Origin of the sequence: Campylobacter sp. (assembly GCF_020024835.1) — a bacterium.
Classification (GTDB): Bacteria; Campylobacterota; Campylobacteria; order Campylobacterales; family Campylobacteraceae; genus Campylobacter_D.
Window position 1 is genome coordinate 1 of sequence record NZ_JAHHTD010000050.1, and the last position, 7,850, is coordinate 7,850.

The 7,850-nt window shown below is 26.2% G+C and carries 7 protein-coding genes and 1 pseudogene; 1 reads left to right on the plus strand and 7 read right to left on the minus strand.

The window, feature by feature from the left end; genetic code table 11:
* Window positions 1-585 precede the first annotated feature (585 nt).
* The 4 genes from trmA to QZ429_RS07045 are packed head-to-tail and all read right to left on the minus strand — an operon-like array spanning window position 586 to window position 5,344.
* Window positions 586-1,626: a tRNA (uridine(54)-C5)-methyltransferase TrmA gene (gene trmA / locus QZ429_RS07030; protein WP_291953206.1), complete on the minus strand. Its 1,041-nt coding sequence runs from the start codon at window positions 1,624-1,626 to the stop codon at window positions 586-588.
* A complete protein-coding gene (locus QZ429_RS07035; protein WP_291953208.1) occupies window positions 1,626-3,338 on the minus strand; it encodes a Na+/H+ antiporter NhaC family protein in 1,713 nt (570 codons plus the stop codon). The genes trmA and QZ429_RS07035 overlap by 1 nt, the downstream gene beginning before the upstream one ends.
* Before the next feature lie 9 nt (window positions 3,339-3,347).
* Window positions 3,348-4,100 (minus strand): SDR family NAD(P)-dependent oxidoreductase, encoded by a 753-nt coding sequence (locus QZ429_RS07040; RefSeq protein ID WP_291953209.1) that lies wholly within the window; start codon window positions 4,098-4,100, stop codon window positions 3,348-3,350.
* Window positions 4,097-5,344: an ankyrin repeat domain-containing protein gene (locus QZ429_RS07045; RefSeq protein ID WP_291953211.1), complete on the minus strand. Its 1,248-nt coding sequence runs from the start codon at window positions 5,342-5,344 to the stop codon at window positions 4,097-4,099. Before QZ429_RS07045 ends, QZ429_RS07040 begins: the two co-directional genes overlap by 4 nt.
* 89 nt (window positions 5,345-5,433) lie before the next feature.
* Between QZ429_RS07045 and QZ429_RS07050 the strand changes: the two genes are divergently transcribed.
* Window positions 5,434-5,901, plus strand: a complete 468-nt coding sequence (locus tag QZ429_RS07050; protein ID WP_291953212.1) for a methylated-DNA--[protein]-cysteine S-methyltransferase — start codon at window positions 5,434-5,436, stop codon at window positions 5,899-5,901.
* Here QZ429_RS07050 and truA read toward each other — a convergent pair.
* The 3 genes and pseudogenes from truA to QZ429_RS07065 all read right to left on the minus strand — a co-directional run.
* Window positions 5,881-6,603 carry a tRNA pseudouridine(38-40) synthase TruA gene (gene truA, locus QZ429_RS07055; RefSeq protein ID WP_291953213.1) on the minus strand — a complete coding sequence of 241 codons (723 nt, stop codon included), beginning with the start codon at window positions 6,601-6,603 and terminating at the stop codon, window positions 5,881-5,883. The genes QZ429_RS07050 and truA overlap by 21 nt on opposite strands.
* Window positions 6,604-7,629, minus strand: a complete 1,026-nt coding sequence (locus tag QZ429_RS07060; RefSeq protein ID WP_291953215.1) for an LptF/LptG family permease — start codon at window positions 7,627-7,629, stop codon at window positions 6,604-6,606. It lies immediately after the preceding gene.
* Window positions 7,626-7,850 (minus strand): annotated as a pseudogene (locus QZ429_RS07065) (prepilin peptidase); the annotation flags it as partial. The gene QZ429_RS07060 and the pseudogene QZ429_RS07065, both read right to left, overlap by 4 nt.

A 7,850-nucleotide genomic window follows, 5' to 3' on the forward strand; every position in this document is an offset into this window, starting at 1 on the left:
ATTCTATGTTAAACAATATCTTTTAAGAAATTTTATAAATTTTTTCTTTCATAAAAAATTTAATGATTTAACATTGATTTTTCAAAACTTTCTAAGAAAGCTAAAAATTATTAGATATATTTAACATAAGTCAATAATTTTATCTATAAAATATTATAAAATACACAAAAATGACATAAAGGTTTTACCATGACTAATATCTACCCTTATATTTTAATAATACATTTATTTTGTGCTATTTTTTTTGTAGGATTTTTATTTACTGATATATTTTTATTAAAACATCTTAAAAAAAATACTGCCTTTAATATTGACAATGCAATCAAAATAATGCCACCTATTGTGTTAGTTTTATTTATTAGCGGTTTGTATTTGGCTCATTTTCACTTAAACCCTTTAAATTGGATATTTGTCTTTAAAATATTTTTTGCTGTGTGTATTTTTATATTGATATTATTTTCACTTTTTTACAAAATAGTATTAAAAAAGCAAAATCCACTATACAAAGATATTCATCCTATAGTATTTATTTTTGCGATAATAATAATAATATGTGCAAAATTAATGTTTTATATTTTTATTTAGTTAAACATCAAGCTTTTTTAAATAAACACCGCACTCAAGGTGATTTGTATTAGCAAATTGATCAAAGAATGCAAATTTAATTATTTTATGGCTTTTGTGTAATTTTTGAAGATCTTCTTTTAAAGTAATAGGATTGCATGAAATATAAATAATATTTTCAAAATATTTAATAAATTCTATAACATTTTCATCTAATCCTGCCCTAGGGGGATCAACTAAAATATGAGATATCTCAAAACTTTCAAGATTTATATTTCTTAAACGATTAAAATCTCTTTGTTTTTTAAAAGCTTGAATTAACTCCTCACTAGAAAGTCTAATAAAATCAATATTTGAAATATTATTTAATATACAATTTTTTAAAGCAAATTCTATATTTTTTTTAGAAATTTCTGTTGCTAAAATTCTATTAAATTGATTGGCTAATGCGATAGTAAAATTTCCATAACCGCAATAAAATTCTAATAAATCTTGTTTTTTATCTTCTTTTATACAAGATAAAATCCATTCAATCATTTTCTCATTAATATAAGTATTAGGTTGAATAAAACAATCATTATTAAACTCGTAAAATATTTTCTTACCATAAATTTCAAGCTCTTGTTTTAAAATTTCTCCATTAAAAACAAATTTTTTACCTTTACTTCTAGCTATAAGTTTAATATTTAAATCAGTAGCTAATTTTTCTAAATTTTTAAAAATTTCCTCTATATTCTTGTGATAAAGCAAAGTTATACTTAAATCTAATTTCGTAGCTAAAAATTCAACTCCAAAAAGTTTATGTGCTAATTTTTCATTTATATTTCTTAATAATATAGGCATAAATTTTTGAATCACTTCATTTGCTTTATCAAATTTTTGAATTGGAATCTTTTTCTTATTTTCATACATAGCATAATAAATCTTATCGTTTTTATCGTGATAAATAGAAAATTCAGCTCTAGTTCTATAAGCATCAGGGGAATTAAAACATTGAATTTCACCATCAAATAATGGTGAAAATAATGTTTGATTTAAAGATATTTTTTCTTCAAAGTGCATTAAATATCGACCTTTTTACCTATTACAAAAAGTAAAATTACCATCGCAACAATACCTAATATCAATCCTAGCCAAACATTGAGTCCTAAAGCTACTGGCAAATAACCACAAAGTATGCTAATAGCGCAAACACTTAAGGCATAAGGCATTTGAGTGCTAACGTGGGCTAAAAGATCGCATTTACTTCCCATTGAAGAAAGTATAGTGGTATCAGAAATTGGCGAACAATGATCTCCAAAAATTGCACCCGTTAAAACACCTGAAATATTAATAATCATATATTGATGAAGCTCCATTCCGCCTAAACCATTATGCACTCCAACTGCCATAGCTAAAGGAATAGCTAAAGGCATTAATATACCCATGGTCCCATAGCTAGTTCCTGTTGAAAAAGAAATAATTGAAGCAAAGATAAAAATAGCCGTTGGCAATAAATAAATAGGAGTTTTATCTGAAAATAAATCAATTAGATATTTTGAAGTTCCTAAGTCTTTAATCACAGAAGCAAGAGACCAAGCACAAAGTAAAATAATCATCGTCATAATCATAGTTCTCCATCCATGAGTCCAAGTAGCAATAGCCTCTTTAAGATTAAAAATTTTTCTATATATACCCAAAATTATCGCCACAATAGTTGCTAATAACGCAGCTTGAAATAAAACTATAGAAGCATCTGCGGCTCCAAAAGTTTCTCTAAAAGCAAATAAGCTCAAAGGCATAGAATCAATTTGTGCTTTTAAAGCCGTATCTTCAATGGCATTATAGCCACTAAAATAAAATCCAATAAAAGAAAATACTATCAAAACAAACAAAGGAATTATCGCATTTGAAGCTTGTAATTTTATATGCTCTTTTGGTTCTAAAACTTTATCTTCTATGTTATCAATTTTTTCGTGTCCATTAGAGAATTTTCCGGCTCTTGCTCTAAGTTCAGCTTTTAACATAGGACCAAATTCTCTACCAGTATAAATAGTCAAAAGCACAAAAATCAACATAAAAAGATTATAAAATCTATAAGGTAAAGTTTGCACAAAAATCTCAAAAGCATTAATCTCTTCACCTAAAACACCTAAATGTGCCAAGGTTACATCATCAATCAAATCATAACCACTGCGAATTAAAGAAATTTCAAGACCAATCCAAGTAGAAATAATTGCTAAACCCGTAATTGGTGCTGCAGTTGCATCCATAATAAAAGCAAGCTTCTCACGACTTATTTTAAATTTATCAGTAACAGGACGCATAATTGGACCTACAATTAAAGAATTTGCATAATCATCAAAAAATATAAATATCCCCATACACCAAGTAGCAAATTGAGAGCTTTTAGCTTCCTTTGCTTTAGTAGATAGCCAGATAGCAACAGCTTTTGTTCCCCCAGTTTTTGTAATCAAAGCAACTACTCCACCTATAGTCAAAACCTGCAATAAAATTCCAGCATTACCAGGACTTGCCATAACGCTTACGACTTTATTAACAAACCCTGTAAAAGAAGCAATGAGTGCTTGATAAATATTATTTTCAATAAGTCCTAGCATAAAAGTTCCACTTAAAGCACCTAAAAATAAAGATAACACCACATCTTTAGTTACAAAAGCTAATATAATAGCCACAATAGGTGGCAAAAGTGTCCAAGCTCCAAAAAGTTCTGCATTACTTTGTGTATCAGCAAACATAAAAATTGGAATTGCTAATAAATAAAAAAATTTCATATTTCTCCTTTAATCATATATTTTTTCACTGAAAGTTCCAGCCCAAGTTTGAGTTACTGGCATTAATTCAATTTCATTAATATTTATATGTTCAGGCAAAGTAACTATAAAAGAAATAATCTTTGCTATATCTTGAGCTGTTATGTATTTGGTATCTTTATAAGGTTCTTCTGCTTTAAGTTTATTGCCTTTAAATCTCACTTCGCTAAATTCAGTTTTACAAAGTCCAGGAGCAATATTTGTTACTTTTATATTAGTTCCACGCAAATCAGTTCTTAAAGCTCTAGAAAATTGAGCTACAAAAGCTTTAGTGCCACAATATACATTTCCTCCGTAATAAGGAACGTTTGCAGCAATAGATCCAATATTAATAATATGAGCACTCTTATTTCTCTTCAACAAAGGCAATACTGCTTTTGCAATATATAAAAATCCTTTCACATTTGTATCTACCATATTTTCAATATCATCAACGCTTAATTGATGAAATTCTTCAAGACCCAAAGCAAGTCCTGCATTATTTACAAGTAAAGAAATTTCTTTCCATTGTGATGGTAAATTTTGTATAGCATCAAATACTGCATCTTTATTTTTAACATCTAAGACAACTGAAAAAACCTTGTCTTGAAATTGCTGCTTAAGCTCTTCTAATCTCTCTTTGCGACGTGCAATAGCTATAATTTTATAATCAAGTCCAATTAATGCCTTTAATGTTTCTAAGCCAAACCCTGAACTAGCACCTGTAATTAATGCGATCTTCACGGCAAAATTTCCTCATAAAATACTAAATTTTCATTTTCTTTTAATCCTATTTCTTTTAAATACTCTATATTTTTACTATTTTTAGCAATCAAAGCAAAATCTAAAGCATTAAAACCTAAATCATCTACCTCATCAATTTTTACTTTATAATCAACAAGTAATTTAAGCATTTTAATATCAGCATAATTTGCAGCATGCATAAAGATATTTTTAGAAGTATGCTCTAATGCACATAAAGTAATGTAATAAGGTGTATTAGAACCCACGCTAGTTACTGAAAATTTTTCATTATCATTAATATATTTTTGGTTAATATTTGCACCATTTTCGATCAAAAGTTTAGAAACTTCATAATTATTGTATTCAACAGCATAAAACAAAGGCGTTTTTCCAAAAGAATTTTTATAATCAACTTCAGCACCATTTTCTAAAAGCAATTTAACATTATCATAACTACCCAAAGCATAAAATAAAGCAGACTCATAACCTTCATTTAATTTCACGCCAAGTTTGATAAATTCAGCTATAACTTCTGGTTTTTTATTATTTAATAAAGCAGATTTAAAACCATTGTTTAACTCCAAAGCATTGATTTTGTTTGCATAAATATATTCTCGAATTTGCTCCAATGAATTATTTGAATTTGCAACAAATTTTTCAAAATTTGAAATATCCTTAAAAATTTTAGTTTCACCAACAGCCCAATTTAAAAATTCATTTAAAGCACTATTTGCAAAATAAACTGCACTTGCTTTATCCATTTTAAAATTTTTATAAAAATACATTGTTAGTGGATCAATTGCATCATCATAAGCTTTCCAAAAATCTTTATAAAGTTTAAAATTTCCAATACTTTGATAAGCCCAAAATCTAAAATAAGCTTTTAATTTTGCAAATTTTTTTTCTAAAATATCAGCATTTTGCAAATTTACTTGATAATTCATAGGATCTAAGGCAATTTTTAAAAGTAAAAAATCAAATTTTCTTAAATCACTAAAATACTCTGCACCTACACACGCACTATTGCTTCCTCTAATTTCATTTGCAAGCGCATAAAGCTTCTTAGTTATTTCACTATTTTTTAAAGAAAATCGGCAGTTTAAATCAATCTGAGAATAATCTTGCATACTTTGTGGATTAAATTCTTTGAAAAAAATTGCTTTATTTTCCTTTAGATAATCACAATTATATTCTAAAGCAAAACTTTGAAAACAAAATATTAAACTTAAAATCAAAAGTCTCAAATACTATCCTTATTTTTTGAAATGAATTGATATTTTAACTAAATTTTTGCTTTAATAACAATTAATTATTTTTCAAGCAAAGGTTAAAAATGTATCAAAGTATTTATTCATCAGATATATCTTATATATTTTTACAAAGTAATGGCAAGCAACTAATAAGTCTTGATTTCATAAACAAAAAACAAAAACTTCAAACTCATAATTGTCCTATATTAAATTTAGCTCAAAAAGAATTGGATTTATATTTTTGCAAAAAATTACAGGTTTTTAAAACACCATTATTGATACAAGGAAGTGAATTTGAGAAAAAAGTCTATTATGCATTAATGAATATACCTTATGGTTGCACTAAAACCTATCAAGAAATAGCTACAATAATAAATCACAATAAAGCATATAGAGCGGTTGGAAATGCAAATTCTAAAAATAAAATCGCTATTTTTATACCTTGTCATAGAGTTTTAGCTAAAAATCACATAGGTGGATATGCAAATGGAATATTTATAAAAAAATTTTTACTTGAGCTTGAAAATGCCTCAATAAGTAATTTTACTTAAATACAAACCACTAGAAGGTGCTAATAATCTAGTATGTATTTTTTTAGCGTCAATTTGTTCTTTAAGTTCATCTTGACTTATTTTGTCCTCTAAAACTTTAAATACACCCGCCATCATCATTCTAATTTGCGATCTTAAAAAACCATTTGCTTCAAAAGAGAATATGCTACAATTTTTATAAGAGAAAATTTTACTCTTGTAAATTTTTCTTATTGTTGTTTTGTTATTAGATCCTTCTTTTTGAAAAAATTTAAAATTATGCTCACCTTCAAACATAGAAATAATTTCAGATGCAAAATATAAATTTATAGGTGGATAAAAATGCACATAAGAAGCTAAAGCGGGATTATAAATTCCATGAAAAAGCACATAAAAATACTTTCTTTTTTTGACATCAAAACGCACTTGAAAAGCTTGTGGCATCTTTTGTATATTTTTTATATGTATGTAAGGATGAGCAAAATGATTAATTTTATTTTTCAAATATATAAAATCATCAAAATATTTACCAACTTCTACACTTGCAACAGCATTGGTAGCATGAACACCTTTATCTGTTCTTGAGGCAAATAAAATTTTTTCATAAATTCCAAGATGACTTAATGCTTGTGCAAGTTTATCTTGAACACTATTTTTATGAGGTTGGCTTGCTGAACCTTGAAATTTAGAGCCATCGTAAGAAAAAGTTAATTTTAAAAGCATTTAATATCTACTTAAAATCTTTTTTCTAAAATAAATCACAGAAGCTACTAAAAAACTTACAAAAATTACTCCTACGGCTATTAAAGGAGGTTTATAAAAACTAATCAATAAACTAAAATACGCAAAAATAACAAAGAAAATACCAAAATAAGCAAAGCCTTTTTCATAGCGATAAGTTACTATCCCAAAAGAAAGAGCAAATAAAGTGCTAGCAAGTGGGAAAAGTGCTATGAGAGTGTATATTACAAATTCTTTTGCTTTTTCTTTGCTAGTATTTAAATCAGACCAATAATCATAAAAATTTTTAACATTTAACTCTTTAGAATAAATTTTATTTTTAATTAACAAATTTTTAAAACTAGATATGTGCCAATTATCATTTTTTATTTCATATGCTTTACCTTCATCAAGCTTAAATAAAACAAAACCTTCTTGACTTTCCAATTTTCCCTCTTTAGCCAATATAATTTGCTCTTTATCACTAGAATTTTTTTTAGGATGATACATAATAATATTTTCATAAATATTATCAGCATTTTTTTTATCAATAAATATCAGCCAATCACCATATTTTTGTCCAAATTCTCCAGTTTTAATATTAATTTTTGTGCTAATTTTTTTATAATCTATAAAATTATCAAAAAGTTCAAATGATATGGGTATAAAAATCAAAACCACTATGAGCATAAAAAAGCTTATAATTCCAGCTATTTTCATAAAAAAAAGTGCAATAATCTTTGGCGAAATCCCCAGAGTAAATAAAACTATACTTTCATTTTCTCGAGATAATCTATAAAAACTTAAGGTCAAAGCAATAAAAAAAGAAATAGGCAAAGTAAATGCTAAAGTTTTAGGCAATAAATAAATATATAATTGAAACAACTCCATAAGAGTAACTTCCACATAAGAAGTAATATTTGCAAGTTGAATAAAAAAAATAATAGAAACAATAACAAATAAAGTAAAAAATAAAGATAACATTGTGTTTAAGAATTGATTTAATAAATATTTATAAACTAGTTTCATATCCAACTTTCTATGCTAAAATGCAACAAAATAGCTATAAATAAAAAAGGAATCATAGGCATTTGGTAATCTTTTCTAGCTATTTTTATAAAAAAAATCAAACTTAACAAAGAAGCAATAAATAAAATTAAAAAAGCTGCTTTATAGTGAAAAATTCCAAAAATTAAAGCCGTAATTATAACATCACCTTCTCCTAAACTTTCTAAAATTTCATCTTTTTT